The sequence below is a fragment of the Rhizobium sp. A37_96 genome, assembly GCF_053521765.1.
The window spans coordinates 45,864-68,357 of sequence record NZ_JBNWDS010000016.1 but is presented as its reverse complement, the minus strand read 5'-3'; the positions used below and the strand labels follow the sequence as shown (position 1 = coordinate 68,357).

Genomic DNA, 22,494 nt, shown 5'->3' with positions numbered 1-22,494 from the left:
TCATGCTCCCCCGCCGGCGAGGAAGTCGACGAGCTCGGCTGCGGCAAACATGCCGGCAAGGCAACCGGCGACGCGCAGGAGGGCGCCCCAGGACCAGTATCCGAAGGCAGCGGCGAGAAACATGCCGATGAAAGCGATTGCTCCGACAGATCGACCGAACGGGCCGGTGAAGAACTGCACCAGGCGATCTGCCGCCTGTTGCAGACGATCGAGGTTTTGCGCCGCTGCCGGCTCGTATTGACTGATGAGCAGGATCAAGCTCGCGGCAACCACGATAGCGGCGTTGCCGAGCCATTTTCGCCTGGCCATGGAGGACCAGGCAACGCTGCTGTAGAGAATGGCCGTCTGGACTGCCAACGCGATCGGATTCATCTAAACACCTCTTCCTTGACAATTTTGACCGGCCCACCGGTGTTCTTCCGCTCCTCCTCATGTTGAGGACGAACGTCTGGCGGGATCGGCGTTGCGGCTGAGAAAACAAGCATGGGGGATTTTGCCCGCTCGGCAGGCCCACTGTGGCGCGGCGAGCTGGAAACATTCGCCGAAGTTCGGGTTGTGGGCGAGACAATCGGCGTGGCCGCTGTGCCGGTGTAATACCCGACGACACGGGTGACGTAGTCGGCGGTTTCGCGGATCAACGGCAGGGAATGGCGAAGGTCCACGTTGGGCTCGCCTGCATTATAGGCGGCAGCGACCAGCACAGGATTTCTGTACTTGGCGATCAGAACGCGAAGAAACCGCGTGCCCGCGCGGATGTTCTGTTCGGGATCGGTCAGATCAGTCGCACCGAAAGCATCACCGATCCGCGGCATAACCTGCATCAATCCGACGGCGCCGGCGGGGCTGACGAGGCGTGGATCGAAACTGGCATTCTCGGCTCGCATGACCGAAAGCACCCAATTCGGGTCAACGTCCTCCTTTCCGGCGATTGTCAGTGCGAGCCTGGCATAGCCCTCCGGGACTCCGGATAGAAGACTGGGACGGGCCTGTGTCGGCGTCGCGCTGACATCGATCTGAGGGTCAGTTGCCGGGTCGTTGATCGGAGGACCGGACGACTGATCGTGCGCGTAGACGCTGATAAGCGAATGCACGGCGCTGTCGCGCCGTGCATTCGTGCTGCCAGCCGCATCTCCGGATGATCGCCCAGCCCTGTCCGACCCTTCGATCACATCCAAGGGGGCAGCGCTGGATCGGAACAGATCTTCAACGATCGGTCCGTTAAATCGCTCGTCGAAGTTGGTGGAATCGATCGTCGGCACATCCTGCGACGAAGCAACAAAACCAGATGACGCCGGATTTGGTGGCGGTAGGACCGCGACCTTGTCCGCCTTCGGCTCAATGCCGCTCGAACGATGATCGACCTGTGGCGATATTCCCGAACTAATATGACCGCTGCTGTCGTCTGAGCCGGAGGCAAAACCTGTAAGTAATAAGGCCGATGTTCCGGCGATCCACAGTGCGCTTCGCGACCGTGTGTTGTGCGGTCTGTTTTCAGGCGAAAGCGGGACGCGTTCCATGGCTGAACCAGTGCAAATTATACTGCGGTATAAGAATTTGAACTGCATTCCTCCACGGAAATCAACCCAAAAATTTAACTGGAGTGTAATTATGCCGTCGTGGCAAAAGGTAGGAGCGACGGTTTCCCGAGAAGAATCAATCGCGTAGGCGTGACCATTTGTCTGGGTTCCAGCGATACTGGAGCTGTTCGCGGTCACCCAAAATGCGGGCGAGACGTACGGCCGTCCCGCCCTTGACCAGGACCGAACCAGCATCCGCACCTGATCGGGCGACAGAGATTCGGCACACGAAATTGGGCAATTCCGGTTGTATCCTCGTCACCTGATAGCAGGACTCGACTTGGTAGCGTTGGCCATCGTCGGCAATCGACAGGCCCCTCTCCTGGACGGGACCAAGACGCTGGCGTCCGAATTCGGTGCCATATTCCAGCACGCATTCGACGATGTTGTCCCGATAGGCTTTGCAAGCTGTGAGGCTGAGATACGCAAACGGCGCCCGCGGCTGTGGTCGCGGCCCCTCAACCTGATGAGCACATCCGGCCAGCACAGTAATCGCCGCCAGAGATCCGAAGAGCTTCGTGAAAGTCCGCATAGTGTTGCTTTCTAGCTTGCCTGCCGATAACCGGCATTTTCGAGGGCTTCGAGAAAAAGATCGCGGGCAAGCCCGCAATAGGGTGAGGATGGCTGAGCTAGGTGAAGCTGGGTGAGCATCAAACCGAGGTCGAAGATGGTTGTCACGACGTCCTTCAGGTCATCGTTGAAGGCGTCGCGCAACATCTCGCGGCCCTCGTGGCCTTTGACCACGATGGTGTAGTCATCACGTGCAACGCTATGCCAGAGTTCGATCGTGCCGGTTTCGCCGATTTCGCTTTCCGTGTCGCAGACTAGCAAGAGTGCATAATCCGGATCGCGCATTGCGCTTTCCTCTATAGAGGTCTCCCCACAAAACTCCGTCAGCACCGCGTCAGAGGCAAAGAGTAGCAAGCGCTCATTCACTAGAAGGCGCTCTTGGCCAAGTCGAACAAAGCCGTTCATGACCGCGGAGCGGATTGCAGCGGGTGGAAGATTTTCTGCGCAGTGTTCGCAAATCGATGTCAATTGGCCGCCCAGAAAAGCGAAGGCGCTATGGAAGCGATTGACGACGGATCGCTCAACATTTTCGGTCTGGCCGCCCAGCGCCTCGACGAATGCGAATGCATCAAGTGGCCCGTGGGACTTCACCAGTATTTCGCATCCCGGCGCGGACCCTGCGTCACCCAACAAACTCGAAGGGCCAACCACGACAGCGGCGGACCGCGTCTGTGCACCACAGCCCGGGCAGTCCGCTGAAAATGGCACCTTGTACCATTCTTTCGTCAGGAGGGATCGATTGTGTATCAGTGTCAAACCCCATTCTTGAAGAAACTGAATACCGCCTGGTCCGCAGCTTTGACCGAATGAATAACTTATACTCCGGTATAATTTTATCAGTAGCAGATGGCTTGCTCAAGCGGGAAAAAGCCTGATACTTAGACATGTCGGGGTCCGTGGTAGATATGTAGATGCTCGGTTGATCACGTCGCTCAGTTGGCCCCGCTAACGCTGACGGTTTCAATAGAGGCGTTGCCGAAGTCATGTTGTCGCCGTCTTGGTTGTTGCGAAAACCGCAGCAACCAGGATTGCGATTATAACCTTGCCAATTGAGGGAATGTCCAAAGACGCAGACCGCGGGGACGCGCTTTCACCGTTTCGCGAAATGGGTGAATCCCTCATTCACCGATGCGCCGGATCGCTCAAATGCCTGTTCGCAGAATGAGCTGTTCGCTGAGCCGCCCAATCGCGCGCCCACGCAAACACCCATTGAGCGATCTGCGTATTCACCGATTCGCTGATTAACGGGATCGCCTAAACACGCATTCGCCGGATCGGTGTCTCACCATTTCACGGATTTGCTGCTTCGCCGATCTGCCGTTTCACCCGATGGCCCAATCACTGCTCCACTCATTCGCCGACGTACCGATACGCCCAAACGGTGACGCACCTATTCACATATGCACGGATTCGCCTATTCGCACATTCGCAAGCCGGTCCAATCGGCGAACCACCTATCGACGGGTTCGCCCATTCGCCGATTAGCGCAAGCGCCTGATCTCCTAGATGCTGCTGCATTTCACAGCGGCCGGAGACTCTTGCCCCAAAGAGCCGGCTCCCAGCCTCCCCTCCTACCGGCTCGACGTCTCTCCCTCATGGCCTTGTTTCGTTTGAGAAATGAAAGACCGGGAAACCCTCGCTCGCCTTTGAGGCGATCGCCCCTCGGGCGAAACGGCTAATGGTATACCAATAGCCTATCCTGCCATCTTCTAACCAATCGGCCTGGCCACCGTGCCCGAGGCGCCGATGCTGTTGCGAGTCGTCAGACAAAGCAACAGCGATCACAGGCTATGGCCTGTGATCCGCGCCCGAGGAACAGCACGGTGGCCAGGCCGATTGGTTAGAAGATGCTGAAGCGAGCCGTCGTCGTGAGCAGTCGAGAGAACCGTCACCGGAGGTGACGGGTATCAACGACATGCGAACGATGAGACGGCGAGCGCCCCGCAGGAGAGGACGAGCACCTGGAGCGAATGCCCGAAGCATGAGGGCGTAGCGCAAGGTACTCGTCCTCTCCGTCTTGTTTGGGGAAGTCGCGGCAGCGTCCGCTTAACCGGCCCGAAAGGCCGGGCGGGTCTCGACCCGCACCACAGGGAGAGGGGAGTTTGAGGGGAGAGGCGGCAAGTCTTTCTCCTCAAAACCGTGCGCAGGCTCGATGCCTGCAAGCGGTCAAGCCAACGCAAAAGACGAAAGGCGAGAGGCGGCTCCGCCGCCTCTCGCCCTGCAACCTCAATCGTAGACGACGCGCGCAACGCTGATGGCGATGCCGGTCTCGCGCGCAATATCACGGATGATCGTAGCGAGGGGACCGATCTCCGTATCGCTCACAGAGACGGTCGTCGGATAGCTGATCTCGATGCCGTCGCAGTCTGCCGACAGTGCGTTATACCACTCGCCGCCGTCGACCCGATATTCGTGGGTGTCGAAATCGATCTCCAACTCATCCAGCAGGACAATCCTGCAGCGGGCGAGGATTTCTTCCGCACCTTGAAGCTCGCACGAGATCATGCCGTCTGGATCATCTCCAGAAAGCAGCTCGCGCTGCAGATCCATGATGTGGCGCGTCGAGTCGATCGCTGCATCGAGACCGGCCAGCAGGCGGTCGTGGAGCGTCTTTGAGAATTCATCCTCGCAACCGATACGGTTTGCGCTCACGAGAAGCTTGAAGCCAGCGAGCTTGGCATAGAACATGAGAAAGTTGAAATCAGACATAAGAAGCCTCCTTTTCGTTCTGACGAAAAGGCGCCCGCATTGGCGACCCAAGGGGTCAAGGATCGCGATTAGCGACCGCCAGCGGCGGCGAGCGGAGGAACCGATTTTTTCGTCGTGTCGCGTCAGCGGCGCGGCGGAAAAATTGGAGGGGCCGCGATGTCCTTGAGGCCGCCGGGGCGAATGCGACAATAGGAAGTCAGAGAGAGATAGACCACGGCGCCGGCAGGCGCCGTGACCGCTTGCCGAGCGCAGCCGGCCCTGCAGTCTTTCCGCTTCCCCTGACGCCCGACAATCGCGCTAGGGCGCGGCAACCGCGAGAGGGGCGTGACCCGAATGGGCGGAGACCGCCTGCGGACTCCGTGAGCGAAAGTGAATAGCACCGTCCGCCGCAAGCGGCTCGCCCGGGTCATCCACCAATCATCATCGCCGTGAATCAATCAACACCGGCCGATTCAAATATGTCGTTGGACGCAAAGAGTTCCGTGTCCGATTCTGTGTTCCATGATCGCGCAGCGCTACCAGCTCTATGTCGAACGCACGGACGCCAGGAAGAACATGGCGCGCTACTATGCGATGTCGATCGAGCACAACCTGTTCGGCGAAGCCTGTCTGATCCGCCGATGGGGCCGCATCGGTGCCAGAGGCCAAAGACTGATCCATCATTTCGAGACGGAAGAGGAAGCGGTTGGGCTCTTCCTCCAACTCCTGCGGCAGAAGCGGAGGCGCGGCTACGGCCCGAGATCACGTTTACCGCGAGAGGTGATTGCTTGATCGATGACGGATGGAGGGACGGCCAAGCGATGCTTCGGGCGTGACGCGCCGGTCGACCCGGCGCATCACACCAGGCGACATGGCAAAGGCCTCCCTCAGAAGGGTGGCTCGGCGTCGATTGCGCCTTCCTGCTCTGCGGTGATCACGGCCAGTTCGGCGCGTGCTAGCTCCAGCTCGGATTCGATTTCGCGGCGTTCGGCCGGGTCGATTGCTTCGCGCAGTTCGAGGCAAAGCTCTTCAATGTATTGTTCCAGAAGCATCGTCGTCTCCTTGACGTTTGTGAAAGACGACGCGCGCGGTCATGGGGGCGTGGCGGGGTCAAGGATCGCGCCAGCGACCGGCGGAGCCGGCGAGTGGGGGAGCCGATTTTGTCGGAGCGCAGGGAACCGGAGCGGAGGCAAAATTGGGGGCACCGCTCGTCCTTGATGCCGTCATGCACCCATGACATCCTCGGACGGACTGAGCAGACATTTCCTCTCCGTATCGCACCCGAAACCGAAGGCGGGCTCGATGCCCGTCTTCGGGTCATCTGACCTGTCGCACGTGAATAACTGTGGAGATCCCGGAGTTTCCGGCCATTTGCAGCAGCGTGTCGATGACAGTTCCTGATGGCGATGGCAGGGATTCCGGGTCAAACACGATGCGGAGACATGAAATGACCACCACCAATGAAATCGCCGACAAGATTGCAGGCGAGCACCGCCTTACAAAGGTTCAGGGAAAAGCCATCGTCGAGGCGGTCATCGCCTCGATCACCGCGGCGGCGGTGGCCGGCAACGAGACCTCCCTCCCCGGCTTCGGCAAGTTTAAAGTCAAAGAAACGCCGGAGCGCGAGGCTCGCAATCCCGCGACTGGCGCGACGATCAAGGTTGCCGCCGCGAAAAAACTGGCGTTCACGCCAGCCAAGGCTCTCAAGGATGCGCTGAACAAGTAATCTTGCCAGACAAGCAAAAAAATAGTCCGGCGCCGTGCCGGGCTATTTCCGTTCTGAATTTGCATCAGCGCGCGGACGTCCGCTCAAGGAGATCCTGGATGATCGTGTCGCTGACCGCGTGATGCGCTTCGCGGGCATGGTCGTCCAGCAGCTTGTGAAGAATGCCGGACGCCAAGGGTATGAAGTCGAAACCGCGTGCGATTGCCGCGGTCCTCAGTTGCGACAGTGTTTCGAACTCCCGGAACTCCCTGCCCAGCCAGAGTTCAAGATCCTCGCCATCCGCGTCCGGAAATGCTTGGAGGAAGAACGTCTGAAGCGGGCGGTCGTAGCCGATAGTGGCATCCGGGTCAGCGTGGCGGGATGCGGTTCGGGTGACAGTGATCGTGTAGCGGCTCATGGCGGCCTCCTTTGGAATGAGGACGCCGGCCCCGATTTCGGGGCCGGCGGTCCGGTTCAGGCCGGGCTGTTCCAGAGGATGACCTTCTTGCCGGGCTCGCCACCGGGGGCGGGGGCGACGTTGCCGAAGATCACGCCGATTTCGGGTGCTTCGAGCTTCGTAGAGATGTACTCCTCGCCGGTCTGGCGGGAGATGCGGTTCCAGCCTGCGCCGATCTCGAAGCCGGTCTTGCGGTGGATGATGCGGTAGTCCGGGGCTTCCTCGCTCGCCTTGTTGGCGTTCGGGACGAGGGCGATCGGGGCGTTGACGCGGATGGTGGCGAAGATGCCTTCGAGTGTGCCGTCGGTCTTTTCGGTGAGGGTTGCGATCGTGGTAGCCATGGTGGTGTCTCCTTCGTTGCATCGGGACCATTCCCGATGGCGCCCGAAGAAGGGGCCGCGCCGCAGGCGTCACCGGAGCGCAGCGCAGGGGAACCCCTTGCGGGTTGACGCTGGTCGCGGCCGGTCCCTTAGAAAGGCGACATGAAGAACGGGAATGGTCTCTGAGTGCGACGTCGGCGGGAGTCCTGTCGTGGCGACCGGTTTGCGGCCCGCCGGACGTGCAGCGCTCGTGTCGGGCATTGCCGGCGTTCAGGTCAATGCACTCTCGCTGTCAATGGGCTGAACTAGATGCGTCTGATCCGCCCGACCTAGCCTATCGCCGTCTGCACAGACCGCTTCGGTCAACGCTGCATTCGAATTGCCATCCACCCTGACGGGACTTCAGTTGCACTGAAGCTCTTGTGGGTGACCGGGCATGATTTCGGGGCGTTGCTCCGGCGTCCGGTGATGGAGAGGTGCCAAGATCGGTCGAGAACGGCCGGCAGCCTGCCAGCCGACGCTGCCAGGGTCGGCATTGAGCATCGACGGCGCGCCAGCGATACCCAACGGCGGAAGACACACCCGGGATGCCGGCACGCCTCAATCGAGGCGGTTGACTCGGCCGGATCGGCTCCGCGCCTCAGCGAACATGCCGGCAATCTTCACCATGAAGGACTTGCTGAAGCGGCCGAGGATGTCCTGATCGGGCTCGATGTACCAGGAGCGCTCGACGATATCGTAGTTGTACTCGTCGACCATGATCCAGCTCTGCTTCAAGTCGCCAAGGCCGGCGCGCTTGCGCTCGATATCAGGGATTTCGAGAGCGCTCCGGCCTGCCTGCGGCGGCTGGGTGGTGATGGCCAGAAGCGCCAGATGCGTGTTTCCGTCGCTAGTGCCACGGATCGCGATGACGACGCAGACCGGGCGCTGCTTGCGCCCCTCGGTCTCGCCGCGCTGCTGCTGCCATGCCCAGAGATAGGGATAGGAGATGACCTCACCGGGGCGGAATTCACGGCTCATCGTCGTAGCCTTCGCCGCGCGCCAACCGATCGAGCGCCTCGTCGAACAGTGCGACATGCTCGTTGGGCATTTCAGAGATATGATAGGCACGGCGCGGATCGCCACCGGTGCGCATGCGCTCATAATGCTCGTAGCTCATCAGCACAAAACGCGGCTTGTTGTGACGGGTGAGAACGACCGGCTCGCGGCTTGCCGCATCGGTGACGTCGCCGACTTGTTTGTTGAGATCGCCTGTCGTGAACTGCTTCATCGATATGGTCTCCGCTTCGGTTTCCATATACTCCATGTTTTCCATATTTTCAAGAAATGGCGCTCACGCGCCGTCTCCTGTCTTCTGCCAGACCGGGATACCAAGGCGACGTGCCTTGTCGGCGAGGTTGCCTGATATACCCGAGCCGGGAAACACGATGACGCCAGCCGGCATGACGGAGAGCATGTCGTCGTTTCGCCGGAAGGGCGCGGCCTTGGCGTGTTTCGTCCAGTTCGGCTTGAAGGTGATCTGCGTCACCTTGCGGGCCTCGGCCCAGCAGGCGGCGATGCGCTCGGCGCCCTTCGGAGAGCCGCCGTGCAGCAGCACCATATCAGGGTGCTTGGCATGCGCCTGGTCGAGCTTCGCCCAGATCAGTTCGTGGTCGTTATAGTCCATACCGCCAGAAAACGCGATCTTGGTGCCGGCCGGGATCAGCACCTCGGTCTCGGCGCGGCGACGGGCGGACAGGAAATCTCTGCTATCGATCATCGCCGCCGTCATGTTGGCGTGGTTGACCTTGGAGCCGGTGCGCGGACGCCAGGACGAACCGGTCTGTGCCTCGAACAGGTCGGCCGAATAGTCGCGCATGAACTCGAACGCGTTACGGCGCTCCAAGAGCGTGATGCCTTCGGCAATGAGGCGTTCGAGTTCGACGCTCTTCACCTCCGAGCCGTCCTGCGCGCGCTGGCCGGTACGCTGCGCCTCCTCGTTGCGGTCGAGTTCGCGCTGGATGCGCTCGCCGGCGCGATGGAAGAGGTTGGGGATCGACCAGAACAGGTCTTCGAGATCGGGCTCCAGCCGGGTGTCGCCGAGCATTTCGGTGAAGCCGTCGAAGATCGCGGTGATGGCCGACTGGACTTGCGGCTCCTCCGGCAATGGCCGTGGATCGGGCTCGTCCTGGAAGGGGCGATAGCCGAAGACCTGCATCTCATAGATGAAGCGGTCGGTGGGAGACGAAGCGTGGTGGGGCTCGAAGGTATCGTCGGGGTTAAGGATCAGGTTCATGATGATCTCCGTTCGCTGGGCCGCGCCTCTCGCGGCCTGACGGCAACCCGGTCACGCGGGCCGAGGCCGGAACCGCAAGCAAAGCGCAGCGGCCCAGCGAAGCGCCGGGCGGCGGAAGAAGGGTTTCTTGCTTCGCGAGGAATGCCGAGTCGCCCTGCGACCGGCAGGGGAAGAAACCCGACTGACCCGCTGAAGGCCCGGAGGCCCGCGTGGTAAGGGTCGCCTCTCGGCAGGCCCGCGGGCGCGCCCACCCAGGAGGCATCCTCGGACCGTGCTTCACCAAAGCCGCCGGCCCCGCCCACCGGCCCCTTCCGGCCTCATGCGGGCAGATAAGCCATCGCGTCTTCCGGGGTGAGTTGAGCCCGCAGGCTGGCGGTCAGCCGGTCGGGACCCAGCCAGCGCAGATCCTCGTTGAAGTCGCCAAGTTCGGGCGACAGCACCAGCGGCAGGACCCCGCACTCCTGAGCCCGTCTGCTCAATCCCTCGATCCCATGCCGGCCCGCCGCATCAGCGTCGGCCGCGATATAGATGCGCAGGCATCCGGGCGGGAAGCGGAAGGCAGCGAGGTGATTGGCCGTGAGCGCCGCCGCCATCGGCATGCCGGGCAGCACATGCGAGAGCGACAGCATGGTTTCGAGGCCTTCGCCCGCCGCCAGGACCGGCACAGGCGCATTTACCGGAAAGCGGAAGCGAACGCCATTGCCGAGCAGCCCGCCCAGCGCGCGGCGGGGATCGTCCAACTTGGCCTTGCCGACCCCATCCGGGTCGAGCCCCGAGGACAAATAGGTGCGGTGGACGCCGGTGATCGCTCCGGCGGCGTCCGTCACGGCTGCGACCAATGCCGGATAACTGGTCGTCCGGCCCGTCACGAGATCGCGATAGTAGCAGGACGGGTGGAAACGGAGCGCGCCATGGGTGGATGCCCGCAGAATACCACGTTCACGCAGATAGGTGTCTGCGAGCGTACCCGCCAACGGCTGCGTCATTCGAAACAGCCGCCGTGCCCGTTCAGCCGTCGGCCGCTCGACCGGAGAGGCATCACCGCCGCGGGTCCTGCGGGCCGACACCGGTTCGGGGTGGGGCAGACTGAGAAAATGACGCGCCTCCTCGGCAACGTCGCGGAAATCGACGAGGCCACAGGTCTCGCGGACAAGATCGAGCAGATCGCCGAACTGGCCGGTCGCCGCGTCCGTCCAGCGGCCGGCGCGCGGGCCGATCAGATGCACGTAAAGAGACCGGCCCTTGTTGTTGGCGACGTCGCCGACGAGCCAGTAATTGCCGGCCCGGCGGCCGGCGGAGAGATAGTGGCGGCAGACCGACTCGGCGTTTTGCGCGAGACGGTCCGCCAGATCGGAGGCGGAAAGCATGGCAGGCCTCCGTTACGACCGGCGCGCAATGTCGATGAGGCGGTGACGCTGCATCAGCTTCGACAGAATGCCCGGCCCCTCGTCAGTGATCGGCACGAAGAAACGCAGCTTCCAACTGATCATCTCGGAGAACAGGCCGACCGACCGCAGCCAGTCACGCATGCCGTCGATGAAGCCGATGAGCTCGACGCGGTACTCGTTCATCACACGCACCCGGCGGAGCGTCATGTCGCCGGCAAGACCGATGAACGAGGATCCGTCGATCAGTGCCGCCCATGCTTGCTCCGGGGCGATCACCATGGTCTGGTCGATCCCGAAGTTGCGGCAAAGGCCGGCCAAACGATCCGGCGCGACGACACGGCCGACGATGCGCTCACCGTCATCCGTCTGCAGGCGCCGCACGCGGCAGAAATCCTGCGGCAGCAGTTTCCAGATCGGCAGGAGCAGTCCGCTGACGATATGCATTACCGATGTCGAGAATTCCGGCACGGCCGCGACTTCGGCCTCCCAGGCAAGGGCGAAGACCTGTTCGTCAGCCCCCTCCCAGGACGTCTCTTCGAGCTGCCGGACTTCGAAGCGCAGCTCGTCCATCGGCCGGATCAGTGAGACGCGCGCCTGAACAGAACCGTCGTCCAGCATGATCGAGCGGGTCGGCACCATCACCGCTGGCCGGCCCGACTTGCCGTTGATCATCAGCTTGGCGCGTGGATCCTGCCTGAAGAGAGTCAGCACATCATGAAGCAGCATCGGCGCATTGCGATCCCTCCGCTCGATCGTCAGCAGGTGCGACTGCGCGCCGGTGACCGGATGTGTATAGATCAGCCGGCGCTCAGTGACCGTCATGCTGTCGGCGGCGATCGTCTCCAGGCCCTTGTCGTAGATCCCGGCGGCGATCGCCCCTTCGATGCACGCGGCTAGCAACTGCTCGAAGGCCTCGAACAGCACGTTCTGCATCGCGATGGTCAGCGCCAGCATGCGATTGAGGAATGTCTGGATGGGCGGCAACTCATTCTTCAGCCCGCCCTCTTCCGACGTCAGCGACAGGCCGGTGATGCTCTCGAACCTGTCAAGCGAGCAGCCTTCAATCCTGCCGGCCTGCAGCAACCCATAGAACTGCCGCAGCGCGTCGCGGGCATATTGGGATTCGAGATTGTCTTCGCTGCGGAACATCCCCTGCCCGCCGGTTTGGCGCTGGCCCCGGGTGATGGCGCCAAGCGTGTCGAGACGCCGGGCAATGGTCGACAGAAAGCGCCGCTCTGCCTTGACGTTGGTGGCGATCATCCGGAAGCGCGGCGGCTGTTTCTGATTGGTGCGATGGCTGCGCCCGAGACCCTGGATCGCCACGTCGGCGCGCCATCCCGCTTCGAGAAGATTGTGAAGACGCAGGCGCTTGTTCTTGGCGGCAAGATCCGCATGGTAGGATCTACCGGTCCCGCCGGCGTCGCTGAAGACAAGAATGCCTTTCTCGTCATCCATGAAGGCGCGAGCCTCGTCGAGATTGGCGCTGCCCGGCCGGTTCTGCACGGCATAGCGGCCAATAGAGCTGCTGTCCTCGCGGCGGACGATGCGGCGGGAGCGACCGGTGATCTCGGCGACCTGGCTCGTTCCGAAGTGCTGGACGATCTGATCAAGAGCGGTCGGGATCGCCGGCAGGCTGCCCAACGTTTCGACGAGCTCGTCCCGGCGCCGTTCTGCCTCGCGGCAGATCACAGGGTTGCCGTCGGCGTCGTGCACGGGCCGGGAGCTGAGATTGCCGTCAGCGTCGGAAAATTCCTCGAAGAGCTGCACGGGGAAGGAGTGCATCAGGTAGTCGATGACATATTCCCGCGGCGTCACGTCGACCTGCAGATCGCCCCATTCCTCGGTCGGGATCTGTGCCAGCCGGCGCTCGGTCAGCGCTGCCCCGGTTGAAACGAGCTGGACGATGGCCGCATGTCCGTCCTCCAGGTCTGCTGCAGTCGTTCTGAGAAGAGCCGGCGTCTTCATCGAGGTCAGGAGATGATTGAAGAAGCGCTGCTTGGAGCTTTCGAAGGCTGAACGCGCAGCAGCCTTGGCATTTTTGTTCAGCGTGACGGATTTGCCGGCCGCGCTGGTCGCACCAGTGATGCCCGAGGCCTCCATGGCAGCGTCCAGATGGTTGTGGATCACCTGGAACGCCTCAGCATAGGAATCGTAGATGCGCACCTGTTCCTCGGTGAGCTCGTGTTCGAGGATTTCGTATTCGACACCCTCGAAGGAGAGTGAACGCGACGCATAGAGACCCATCGCCTTGAGGTCACGGGCCAGCACCTCCATGGCGGCGACTCCCCCGTCTTCAATCGCGGCAATGAACTCGGAGCGCGTCGGGAAGGGGAAGTCGCTGCTGCCCCAGAGACCGAGCCGTTCGGCATAGGCGAGCGATTCGACTTCCGATGCGCCGGTCGCCGAGACATAGACGACGCGGGCGCTCGGCAGGGCGCGCTGCAGGCGAAGACCCGCCCTGCCCTGTTGCGATGCCGCCTTGTCGCCGCGCTCGGTCTTGCCGCCGGCGGCATTGGCCATGGCATGGCCTTCGTCGAAGACGATAACACCATCGAAGTCGGCGCCGAGCCAGTCGACGATCTGCTGCACGCGCGATCGCCGGCCCTCGCGTTCATCGGTGCGCAACGTCGCAAAAGTCGTGAACAGGATGCCTTCCTCCAGCTTGACCGGCTTGCCCTGCCGGAAGCGGGACAGCGGCGTCACCAAGAGCTTTTCCTGCCCGAGCGCGCTCCAGTCGCGCTGCGCGTCCTCGATCAGCTTGTCTGACTTGGAAATCCAGACGTGGCGACGGCGGCCCTTCAGCCAGTTGTCGAGAATGATGCCCGCGACCTGGCGGCCTTTTCCCGCGCCCGTGCCATCACCGAGAAACCATCCCCGGCGAAAACGAACGGCATGCTCCGTGTCGGGTGCGACGGCCTTCAGATTGTCGAAGGAGGCGTCGACGATCCAATGGCCGGCGAGATAGCCGGAATGAGCTTCGCCGGCATAGATGACGCTCTCGAGCTGGGCATCGGAAAGATCGCCGCTGGAGACGATCCGCTTCGGCAGTTGCGGGCGATAGCTTGGCTTCGGGGGCGCGACCGAGGCCATGGCCACGGATTCGACCAGCCTGTCGGGGTGAGGCTGGGTGCCGCGGATGTGGATCGCCTGCAGCCGATAGGGCTCGTAGATGCCATCGGCTGCGCCCGCCTCGTCCTTCGCCACAGCATCCCGCAATTCGTAGTTGAGCTCGATAATCTCGTCATCGACAGGCAACGAGCGGACCGTCGGAATGTGAGAAACCTGACCGGCGGCGGCTGGGCGATGCAGGGGAGCCGTGACGGCCGGCGAACGCATAGTTCCTGCGCCCTTTCGAACTGCAACCGTTCGAAGGGTGCTAGCGACGTTCGTCTCCATCGACGGCAAGCGCGGTGAAAGCCCTTCAATCCAGGCAAGCAACGTTTCCAGATCGGAGGCGACGCCCTTCGAGGCGACAAGCCTCTTCGGGTCGTCTGCCGGAACTTTGTCGATGACGGTAAGGCGCGTTTCGGTCGTCGTGCCATGGCGGGCATAGATGCTGCCGTCGATCGCCGCGGTGAACAGGACCGTGCCATGCCCCTGCAGCCGGACGAAGTCGTCGCGCCACGCAGGATTGTCGGGGGTGAGGCTTGAACCGGTGATCGCAACAAGCCGGCCACCGGGCGCAAGACGCGCGAAGGCTGAGGTCAGATGCCGCCAGGCGGCGTCAGCGACGCGGCCTTCGACATGAATAACCGCAGAGAATGGCGGATTCATCAACACGACGGTCGGCCGGACAGCATCATCGAGATAGTCGTCGATATGGGCGGCATCGTGCTGCGAGACCGAGACACCGGCGAAGAGCTGTTCGAGCAATGAGCGGCGCACGACCGCATACTCGTTGAGCGCCAGACGCGCGTCTGCGAGCTCGGCGAAGATCGCCAGCAGGCCGGTTCCGGCAGACGGCTCGAGAACGATATCGTCGGCCATGATGCCCGCGGCGCGGGACGCCACATACGCGAGTGGCATCGGCGTCGAGAGTTGCTGCAGCGCCTGGCTCTCCTCGGAGCGTCGGCTATGGGTCGGCACGAGCCTTGCCACCTTCGTCAGCATCGTAAGCGCCGACTGCGGCGCATGGACGCGCGCGATGATCGCCGCGCCGAACTTGCGGAGAAACAGGACCTGAGCGACCTCGGTCGCCTCGTAGGCGTCTTTCCAGAGCCAGAGGCCCTCGGCGTCGCTGCCGCGGAGGGCCTCGATCATGATCTGTCGCAGGTCGCCTGTGGTGACGACTTTACCTTGCTCCAGAAGCGACGTGATTCGACCGGCAGCACCTATAAGTGCGTCAGCGCGGGTTTTGGTCTCAAGACGCGGAGAGGTGGAAACGGTGTGAGGATGCGAGATGATATTCATCGGTCGAGGCTCCGAATGAGAGGGGAATGGGTCTGACCAAGTGCTCTCTTCCGAATTTCGGGAGGAGGAGAACTTGCGGCGTGAGGGTGTGGGAAATGATCGCAGATTGAAGGATGCCGGCGATCGTCAGCGTCTAGGTGGTCGGACCTACGATGAAGCCAGCGGGATCTTTTGGGTCCGGCGGCAGATAGGCGTCGTAGGGATTGCCGTCGGCGAGATGGCCGAATGGCGTGAAGACGTATTCGCCGTCACTGCGGCCGACGGCGCAGAGCACGTAACGCGGCTCGCGTGTCGCGGCATCAAGGCATTCCATGAGAGCAAGATTGCCATCGGACGCGGCGCGCAGCAGCGTGTCGAAGTTTGTACGGGCATGATTGGGGATAGCCATTGGGGTGCTCCAGACAAAATGAGGCCCGGCACTTGACCGGGCTCTGGGATGACGACGATCGGGTTCGCAGACGCGGCCGGGTCTGAGCCAGGCGCGCATGAACATGTCAGGCGGCGCTTTCGAGCAGCTTCTTTGCTTTGCCTTCGAGCTCCAGGCGCGTGTCCTGATTGGTCTTGGTGCGGGCGAGCGCCGTAATGCCCTGGACGAAATCGAAGATCGATTCCGGCGGCCGCCCCTCCTCCGACAGCACCATGTCGATCACCTTGCCGGTCTCGCCTTTCGAAAATCCACGCCGGCGCAGGAAGGTTTCGCGATCGTCATCCTTTCGCGCGACGATCCGCTCCCGTGCCGCTTTGATGCCGGCAATGAATGGCGCAGGCGACGAATTGGCAAAGCTGGTCAGCGCGGGCGCTGCCTCATGCGCGAACCGCTGGGCGGCAAATTTCGAGTGGCGGATGGTGATCTCCTCGAAATTCTCCGTGCCCCAGAGGTTTCGATTGGCGCAGACCGCTCGCAGATAGAAGGAGGCGATGCCGAGCGTTTTCGAGCCGACCTCGGAATTCCAGGCATAGAAGCCGCGAAAGTAGAGATCTGGCTCGCCATTCGGCAACCGGCCGGCCTCGATCGGATGGGTGTCGTCGACCAGGAACAGGAAAACGTCCCGGTCGCTGGCATAAAGCGTCGTGGTGTCCTTGGTGATATCGACGAAGGGATTGTGGGTCATGGTCGCCCAATCGAGCACCCCCGGCACTTTCCACATCGTGTCGCCGGTCCCATTGCCCGCAATCTTCATCACTGCCGAGACCAGTTCGTGGTCCCAGATGCGGCCATATTCCGGTCCGGTGACGGCCCGCAGTTCAACCCGACCATCGTCCAATTCTAACGTCTTGACCAATTCGGCGCGGTGATTGAGCAGGCCATGCTGCAGGTTGATGGCAGCGAGTGGCGCCGGTAACTGGCGCATATAGGTGGCGGGTGCGCCCACGAGGCTGCAGAGCTGACCGTAACTCCAATGGGTCGGTGCAATCGGCTGGCGCTGACCAGGGACGAGGAGTTCGAGCCGTTCGGCGTTGTCGCGTGTCGCCTCGACGCGGATCGCGGCGCTTTCGAGGGTTCGTGCATGCGCGCGGTCGGCGCGGGATCGAACGGTATCGTGGAGTTCGGTCAGCGACAGGAACCGCTCGTCGTCGGGGCGCGAGAACCATTCCGACGAGACACGTCCGATGCGTTCACCGCGGGAGATATCGACCTTGAAGCCGGAGGAAGCGGGCTGGTTAGTGGAAGCAAGGGAGTTCATTTGGATTGTCTCCATAAGACGAAACCCAGGCGCGGTGGCCGGGCGAGGTTGAGGGATGTCTGGGGAAGAAGAAGGATTAATCGGAGGTCAGTCGACGATGCGCCGAGCGGATCGCCGAGAGCGCGGCCTGGAATTCGGCGCTTCCCACCACGTCGGAAAAATCCATCGTGGTGGCGATGGACAGGCATGCGGCGTGGACCTCGTCGTCGGTCACGGCCTCCCGCCCTACAGCTTTGAAACTCGGATCGACTTCGAGCACCGCCGTGATTGCGTCGCGCACACCATCCTCTTGAAGCCTGACCAGGACGTGGGACGGCTTTGGCGGGTCGACCGGCTCTTCAGGATCCGGGTCTCCGGCGAGAATGGCTTCTCCTCTGGCAATCGCCCAGGCAGATCGCGCGAGCCAATCGAGCGACGGTGGCCGGGCCGCACGGACGTCATCGAACAGGATCTTCAATAGTCCGAGCAGGATCTCGAAATGACGCGCCCGGCGCTGGACAGGCTCTTCGAATTGCTGCGGGACCTGGATGGGCGGACCCGCATAGGCCGCATGTGCGCCGTTCCAGATGCCGGTGATATGAATTGGTCCCGAGGAATCGAAATCCTTCTCGGCGATATCCCAACTGTCATCCTCGATAGCAGCACGGCACGCCGCGTCCAGTGTGTCAGCCGCGTAAGTGCGATGCCGGAAGACCGGCAGGTGGTAGGTGGTCTCAATCGTGAAGTCGGGCATTGGTGCCTCCTGAAACGGAAAAACCCGGCACGGGGGCCGGGCTGGTTGCAAAGAAGACCCGACCGCAAAGGCGATCGGGTCAGCGGATGCGATGCTTATGAATCTATTCGGCGGCGGCGAGGTGCCCGCCGTCAATCTCATTCTCCGTATCGCCGGCGTTATCGTTCGATGTTCCTGGCTCATCGAGCAGGAAGGCCGGCAGGTCTGAAGCTTCGAATACAGGCTCAACCACCTCGGGCTGGACGGCACTATCTGCGACAGCGTCGCTTTCGATCGTGCCTTCCCCGATCGTCATGCGAAGCGGTTCCGGTAACCAGCCGCAACCTGTCATCAGTCGTTCGGCCTCGCGGGCCATATCGGTCTTCTTGAGATGGCCGATCAGCTCCGCCGCCTGGTCACCCTTGGCTTCTCGGACCGCCTGCAGGATGCGGGCCTTGGTGACGCGACCGAGATAGTTGTCGGCTGTCGGTGTCCAGCCGGCCCCCACCATGTCGAAACCAATCGAGCGGGCCAGCTGGTCAGCATGGGCGATCGCCCGGGTCCGCTTGTTCCAGGGTTCGATGACCGCGTTGACCGACAGCGAAGCGCAATGGCCAAACAGAGCCTGCCGGCTGACCTCGTCGAGCTTGATCAGGAACTCCCAGAGATCATTCGGATCCTTGGGAAGATCCTGGCCCCAGCCTTCATGCCGCTGCTCAATCTCCTTCGCCCATACCGTATTGCCGAGGCCGGGAGTCTGGCTGAAGCGGGCGCTTTGCAGCGTTACCTCCACGCATGAATCCGAGCCGTAGACGTAGAAGATCTTCAGGACGAACGCGTGCAGAACCGCGATGAAGGCGATGACCGGATTGTTCGCCAGCGCATTGCGCAAAGCAACCGTGCGCGCCGCTGTCAGATCGAGAACCAAGCGGTCGGGAAGCGGCTTGAGCGTTTCGTCCTCGTCGTCCGCCTGAACGCCGTCGCCGCTGGGAGACGACGGGTCGCTACCATGATCTGTGATATCGCCGCCGACATCTTCGGTTGAACTTCCCACGGCCTGTGGTTCGTCTACCGGCCGAACGAAACCGCGCTCGATCTTGAGCTCACCACCGGCGCCGAGCGAAACGAAGACACCGCCGCGGGCGACCTCCTGCGGGTCGAACACGTAAGGGCGGTCGTTGAGCCGGTCGAGCTCGGCACCAAGCTCCTCTAGTTTCTGTTCGGTCGCTTCCGAGTACTCGTCCGCCTCCGCATACTCTGCGTCCAGCTTGTCGTATTCCGCACGGGTTGCGTCAAAGCGGGCCAGTTCGTCTTCCGTCATTTCGGCCTGCTCGCCGTAGAAGCGGCGCAGACCGGACGTGTGGCCGTAGGGAAAATCGAAGGCGGCTTCGACCCATTTCCAGCCTTCGTTCACCCGGATCGCCTCGGCGTCAGCCTTGAGCTTATCCATTACGAGCTGCTCCAGGAGCGCCGGATCCTGCAGCCAACCGCCCTGATCTTGGTCGAACAGATCGCGCATGGTCACACCGCCGGCGGCCTCGTAAGATTCAGTGCCGACGTAGACGGCGCGGCGGTCGCTGGCACGGATTGCGGTTTCGGTCAGCAGCCTGCGAATGTAATACGGCTCGCGGCTATGCGAGCGCGAGATCGTGTCCCAGACCTGCTCCTGGCGAACGTGATCGTTCGCAATTGAGAAAGCCATGATTTGCTCCAGCGTCATCTCGTCATCGGCATAGAGATCGAGAAGCCGCGTCGAGACGGAAGCCAGCCGTAGGCGCTGCTTGACGGTGGCTACCGAGACGAAGAAGCGCGACGCAATCTCCTCCTCCCCGAGGCCCTGCTCGCGCAGGGTCTGAAAGGCGCGGAACTGATCGAGCGGATGTAGGCTGACGCGTTGGACGTTTTCGGCGAGCGAGTCCTCTACCTCGAGCGTTTCGCCCTTACTGACGATGCACGGGACACCCGCAGTCTTTGCCAGACGCTTCTGCACGACAAGGCGTTCAAGGGCGCGATAGCGACGACCGCCGGCAGGAATACGATAGATTCCGGTCTCGTTGCCGTCGCCGTCGAGTTCGGGACGGACGTTGAGGCTGGTGAGCAGCCCGCGATGAGCGATGTCTTCCGCCAGATCCTCGATCGAGACGCCCACCTTGATCTTGCGGACGTTCTGCTGGCTGAGCACCAGCTTGTTGAAGGGAATATCCCGAGCTGCACTGAGGGTGATTTTCTCCATAGCCTGAGCCATGTCAATTTCTCCATGACGGACCGGGCGGAGCCTCTCTCCAACCCTCTCAATCCGTCACAGCTTTCACCTCCCTCCTCTCCCTCTACCCCCTTCTCCATGCCCCACCGTCCCTTCCACCGGCGAAGCTTCTCGTTCGGCCAAGATCCGGCAATATTGCGTGGATGGAAGCCTTTCGGGTGAAGGCTGCCGCGGGCGGCAACCACAGAAGTGCCAAACGCCATTTCAATACCAGTCACTCGGTCTCAATGGCCTGCTGGAAATCGATCGTATTCCCGGCTTACCGGACGCCGGAACGCGACGCGTCGATAACGGAGTCCCTCGATTATTTTTCAACAGCGTCTGCAGCCAGCCCTTGGTCGACTAGAGGTAGGCTCTTGCAAAGAAAATGACGGTGGTCAGGAGGGCAACCACGACGGTGATAGCCCGGACAATCGGCGCCGGCAGCCTGCGCCCGAGATGGGCTCCGCTCCAGCCACCCGCAAAGGCACCCGCAATCATCGGCAGGCATTGTTGCCAGGCGATTGCGCCGGCCAGCACAAAGACGATCACAGCCACCGCATTTGCGGCGGTCACCATGACCATGCGGGTCGGATTGAGACTTTTGATATCACCGCCGCCAAGCAGGCTCCACGCGGCGAGCATCATCAGTCCCACCGCTCCGCCGAAATAGCCGCCATAGATGCCAAGCAGTAATTGGATCGGCAAGACAAGCGCGGTCTGCGAGCGTTTTGCCCGTTGCAGCCGAATGCCGAGCTTGGGTCCGAGAATGAGCATGGACGTGGCGATGAGCAAGAGCCATGGCAGCATGACGTCGAATGTCGTCGTGGGCGTTAAAAGCAAAAGGATACTGCCGGTGACACCGCCTGTGATGGTGGCAACTGCAATCGGCTTGACCCCGACACCGCATACATCTCTTACGCCCTCACGATAGACCCAGGAGCTTGCCAAGCCTCCCGGAAAGAGAGCGAAGGTGCTGGTCGCGTTTGCGATCACGGACGGGACGCCAACGGAGATCAGGGCGGGCAACGACACGAACGAACCGCCACCGGCCAGCGCGTTCATACTGCCGGCGAGGAAGCCAGCCACGAAAAGCAGCAAAAGATCGAACATGGTCGGAAAAAACCCCGGGCGATGCGACCATCCGCCTTCGTCTTCGAGGCAAAGGCGACGATCCTATGGATCACCTTCTAACCAGATCGCTGCCGCGCCCGCAAGAACAGTCCATGCACGGATGAATGCGACGCTTCGCAACAGGAGACGTCGGGGAGCTTGCCTGAGATGCGCCGACCAACCTCACTCAAATGGCAAAAAAACCGCTTTCGCCCAGCGCCTTCTTCATTCGGTATCGAACCGGCACAACATCGTCTGAAGTGCCCGATTTTCGTCACGGAGCTTGGCCATCAGGAGACGTTTCAGGCGGCGGTTTTCTGCGTCGAGTGCGTTGAGGTCATCCATGTGGTTGTCTGGTGGTAGGCCCGCCCGGCGATCGTTGACGGGGGTCATCGCCGGGATCGATGCAGGCTCAGTCTGCACCGAGGCAACGACGGTCCGCCTCGACGCAGCGGGAGTGCGCACATGCCGCGGCGTCGGCGGCACGGACTTCTCGGTTGCCGCAGCCTCTGATGAAAGCTCCTGCTTCGCCGCGCCAATTCCCTCGGGTAGGATGCCAGCAGCAGGTCCCTGGGGATTATGTTCGGGTATGGCAAGGAGATCCGGCGACGGGACGGGGGTTTCAGCCGGTTTTGGGTCGTTGACTGTCGGCCTCGCAACCGAATGTCCGGTATCAGGCAAAATCCCGTCGGCCTCGACCTGTCGGGCCACAGCCTGCAGATCAAGGCTGCCCCAAATGGAAGAAGGTCGCGTCTGGGTTTGCCGCCTGTTCGCCTTGTATTCGACCACGAAGGGCCGTTGTGGTATTTTCATAATTCGTCAATTTCATCGACAGCGGCGGCCAGTAAATCCTGTCCCGCGCAGCGTCATCGTCAAAACCAAGTTGATCAGGTGATCCCGAGCCGCTTGCGCAGTTCGGCGTTTTCGGTGCGGAGTTTTTCGCCAAGCAGTTTGCGCAGTCGGCGATTCTCTTCCTCGAGCTGAATGAATTCGGCAAACTCGTCGTCAACAGCAACTGGGCTGGACGACGTCCCAGACGTTGGTGCGGCGACGGCTTTCTTCCATGTATAATAGGTTTGGTCGGAGATCGAGGCCGCACCCACGGCATCTTTCAGGGTTGCCCCGCCGGCGACGGCTACCTCGATCTGCCTGATCTTCTCAAGCTTGTCCGTGTCACTCAAGCCTCGTGCCTTCGGCTTGTCGCTCTTCTGAACGCTGCTGGCAACCTTGCCCGCCGCAGCCTTGTTGGGGCTCGACCGTTTGCCGCGTCCGGTCACTTTCGTCTTCTCGACTTCAGCTTTGGTCTCGGCGCTATCCGGTTGTGTCAGAACGTCGTCTTCGATCATCGTTGA

General features: G+C 61.8%; 22 protein-coding genes. 2 read left to right on the top strand and 20 right to left on the bottom strand.

Annotated features, from left to right (window positions below; genetic code table 11):
• From ACQZ6J_RS28410 to ACQZ6J_RS28390, 5 genes are all read right to left on the bottom strand, one after another.
• Complete coding sequence (locus ACQZ6J_RS28410) at positions 1 to 372, bottom strand: TrbC/VirB2 family protein (protein ID WP_047636030.1); 372 nt, start codon at positions 370 to 372, stop codon at positions 1 to 3.
• Positions 369 to 1,517 carry a lytic transglycosylase domain-containing protein gene (locus tag ACQZ6J_RS28405; protein ID WP_047636031.1) on the bottom strand — a complete coding sequence of 383 codons (1,149 nt, stop codon included), beginning with the start codon at positions 1,515 to 1,517 and terminating at the stop codon, positions 369 to 371. Before ACQZ6J_RS28405 ends, ACQZ6J_RS28410 begins: the two co-directional genes overlap by 4 nt.
• Before the next feature lie 136 nt (positions 1,518 to 1,653).
• Entirely contained in the window at positions 1,654 to 2,109 is a 456-nt protein-coding gene (locus ACQZ6J_RS28400; RefSeq protein WP_047636032.1) for a hypothetical protein, read from the bottom strand.
• An 11-nt stretch (positions 2,110 to 2,120) separates the two neighbouring features.
• Entirely contained in the window at positions 2,121 to 2,738 is a 618-nt protein-coding gene (locus ACQZ6J_RS28395) for a hypothetical protein (RefSeq protein ID WP_449086498.1), read from the bottom strand.
• Positions 2,739 to 4,373: 1,635 nt separating this feature from the next.
• Positions 4,374 to 4,856, bottom strand: a complete 483-nt coding sequence (locus tag ACQZ6J_RS28390; RefSeq protein ID WP_047636033.1) for a hypothetical protein — start codon at positions 4,854 to 4,856, stop codon at positions 4,374 to 4,376.
• A 501-nt stretch (positions 4,857 to 5,357) separates the two neighbouring features.
• On the opposite strand from ACQZ6J_RS28390, the gene ACQZ6J_RS28385 reads away from it, so the two are divergent.
• Complete coding sequence (locus tag ACQZ6J_RS28385) at positions 5,358 to 5,627, top strand: WGR domain-containing protein (protein WP_047636034.1); 270 nt, start codon at positions 5,358 to 5,360, stop codon at positions 5,625 to 5,627.
• Positions 5,628 to 5,722: 95 nt separating this feature from the next.
• On the opposite strand, the gene ACQZ6J_RS28380 is transcribed toward ACQZ6J_RS28385, so the two are convergent.
• On the bottom strand, positions 5,723 to 5,887 hold the full coding sequence (locus tag ACQZ6J_RS28380) for a hypothetical protein (RefSeq protein WP_168600508.1): 165 nt from the start codon (positions 5,885 to 5,887) through the stop codon (positions 5,723 to 5,725).
• Positions 5,888 to 6,267: 380 nt separating this feature from the next.
• Between ACQZ6J_RS28380 and ACQZ6J_RS28375 the strand changes: the two genes are divergently transcribed.
• A complete protein-coding gene (locus ACQZ6J_RS28375; protein WP_275507241.1) occupies positions 6,268 to 6,561 on the top strand; it encodes an HU family DNA-binding protein in 294 nt (97 codons plus the stop codon).
• 64 nt (positions 6,562 to 6,625) lie between these two features.
• Here ACQZ6J_RS28375 and ACQZ6J_RS28370 read toward each other — a convergent pair whose 3' ends face one another.
• The 14 genes from ACQZ6J_RS28370 to ACQZ6J_RS28305 form a co-directional block, all read right to left on the bottom strand.
• Positions 6,626 to 6,958, bottom strand: a complete 333-nt coding sequence (locus tag ACQZ6J_RS28370) for a hypothetical protein (RefSeq protein WP_047636036.1) — start codon at positions 6,956 to 6,958, stop codon at positions 6,626 to 6,628.
• 56 nt (positions 6,959 to 7,014) lie between these two features.
• Entirely contained in the window at positions 7,015 to 7,338 is a 324-nt protein-coding gene (locus ACQZ6J_RS28365) for a DUF736 domain-containing protein (RefSeq protein WP_047636037.1), read from the bottom strand.
• 579 nt (positions 7,339 to 7,917) lie between these two features.
• The gene (locus tag ACQZ6J_RS28360) at positions 7,918 to 8,337 is read right to left on the bottom strand and encodes a hypothetical protein (RefSeq protein WP_047636038.1); all 420 of its coding nucleotides are present in this window, start codon (positions 8,335 to 8,337) and stop codon (positions 7,918 to 7,920) included.
• Positions 8,327 to 8,587, bottom strand: coding sequence for a type II toxin-antitoxin system Phd/YefM family antitoxin (locus ACQZ6J_RS28355; RefSeq protein WP_047636077.1), 261 nt, complete (start codon positions 8,585 to 8,587; stop codon positions 8,327 to 8,329). Before ACQZ6J_RS28355 ends, ACQZ6J_RS28360 begins: the two co-directional genes overlap by 11 nt.
• 63 nt (positions 8,588 to 8,650) lie before the next feature.
• Positions 8,651 to 9,592, bottom strand: a complete 942-nt coding sequence (locus ACQZ6J_RS28350; protein ID WP_047636039.1) for a DUF2493 domain-containing protein — start codon at positions 9,590 to 9,592, stop codon at positions 8,651 to 8,653.
• 317 nt (positions 9,593 to 9,909) lie between these two features.
• Positions 9,910 to 10,959 (bottom strand): DUF7146 domain-containing protein, encoded by a 1,050-nt coding sequence (locus tag ACQZ6J_RS28345; protein WP_068391587.1) that lies wholly within the window; start codon positions 10,957 to 10,959, stop codon positions 9,910 to 9,912.
• A 12-nt stretch (positions 10,960 to 10,971) separates the two neighbouring features.
• Complete coding sequence (locus ACQZ6J_RS28340; RefSeq protein WP_047636041.1) at positions 10,972 to 15,390, bottom strand: bifunctional class I SAM-dependent methyltransferase/DEAD/DEAH box helicase; 4,419 nt, start codon at positions 15,388 to 15,390, stop codon at positions 10,972 to 10,974.
• A 133-nt stretch (positions 15,391 to 15,523) separates the two neighbouring features.
• Entirely contained in the window at positions 15,524 to 15,778 is a 255-nt protein-coding gene (locus ACQZ6J_RS28335; protein WP_047636042.1) for a DUF6117 family protein, read from the bottom strand.
• A 106-nt stretch (positions 15,779 to 15,884) separates the two neighbouring features.
• Positions 15,885 to 17,075 carry a hypothetical protein gene (locus ACQZ6J_RS28330; protein WP_047636043.1) on the bottom strand — a complete coding sequence of 397 codons (1,191 nt, stop codon included), beginning with the start codon at positions 17,073 to 17,075 and terminating at the stop codon, positions 15,885 to 15,887.
• A 76-nt stretch (positions 17,076 to 17,151) separates the two neighbouring features.
• Positions 17,152 to 17,808, bottom strand: a complete 657-nt coding sequence (locus ACQZ6J_RS28325) for a hypothetical protein (protein WP_047636044.1) — start codon at positions 17,806 to 17,808, stop codon at positions 17,152 to 17,154.
• A gap of 103 nt (positions 17,809 to 17,911) precedes the next feature.
• Positions 17,912 to 20,032 carry a ParB/RepB/Spo0J family partition protein gene (locus tag ACQZ6J_RS28320; protein WP_047636045.1) on the bottom strand — a complete coding sequence of 707 codons (2,121 nt, stop codon included), beginning with the start codon at positions 20,030 to 20,032 and terminating at the stop codon, positions 17,912 to 17,914.
• 360 nt (positions 20,033 to 20,392) lie between these two features.
• Complete coding sequence (locus ACQZ6J_RS28315) at positions 20,393 to 21,142, bottom strand: sulfite exporter TauE/SafE family protein (protein WP_047636046.1); 750 nt, start codon at positions 21,140 to 21,142, stop codon at positions 20,393 to 20,395.
• Between the two features lie 225 nt (positions 21,143 to 21,367).
• On the bottom strand, positions 21,368 to 21,931 hold the full coding sequence (locus tag ACQZ6J_RS28310) for a hypothetical protein (RefSeq protein ID WP_449086497.1): 564 nt from the start codon (positions 21,929 to 21,931) through the stop codon (positions 21,368 to 21,370).
• A 98-nt stretch (positions 21,932 to 22,029) separates the two neighbouring features.
• The gene (locus ACQZ6J_RS28305; RefSeq protein ID WP_047636048.1) at positions 22,030 to 22,488 is read right to left on the bottom strand and encodes a transposase; all 459 of its coding nucleotides are present in this window, start codon (positions 22,486 to 22,488) and stop codon (positions 22,030 to 22,032) included.
• Positions 22,489 to 22,494 lie beyond the last annotated feature (6 nt).